The 362-nt window shown below is 44.8% G+C and carries 1 pseudogene; it reads left to right on the top strand.

The features are described 5' to 3' along the window. Positions 1-108: 108 nt before the first annotated feature. Positions 109-362: pseudogene (locus ACTNCK_RS11800) on the top strand (transposase); the annotation flags it as partial.

Raw genomic sequence — 362 nt, forward strand, 5'->3', positions numbered from 1 at the left:
TGTTGAGGTTGTTTACTAGCCATTGTGAGTTCCTCCTGGGACTATCTCTATTATAGTCTTATTCCTTGGAATAACTCACTTTAACTTGTACTATTTATATTCTAGCACCACAAAGACGGAGACAGTCTCCCACAGATCAATCTCGCACTGCTCTTTGGCGAAAAATCCGGTCTCCCGTTCTACTACCGGAAGCTTGCAGGGAACATCCCCGATGTCAAAACAGTCACTGAACTGATCCGTGAACTGGACATCCTCGGGTATAAGAAAGTCAAGCTGGTTATGGACCGTGGATACTACAGTGCTGATAACATCAACGGTTTGTATAAGCAGCACTATAAGTTCCTTGTCGGCGCCAACACAAC

Origin of the sequence: Candidatus Weimeria sp. HCP3S3_B5, from assembly GCF_052064335.1 — a bacterium.
GTDB lineage: Bacteria > Bacillota > Clostridia > Lachnospirales > Lachnospiraceae > Weimeria.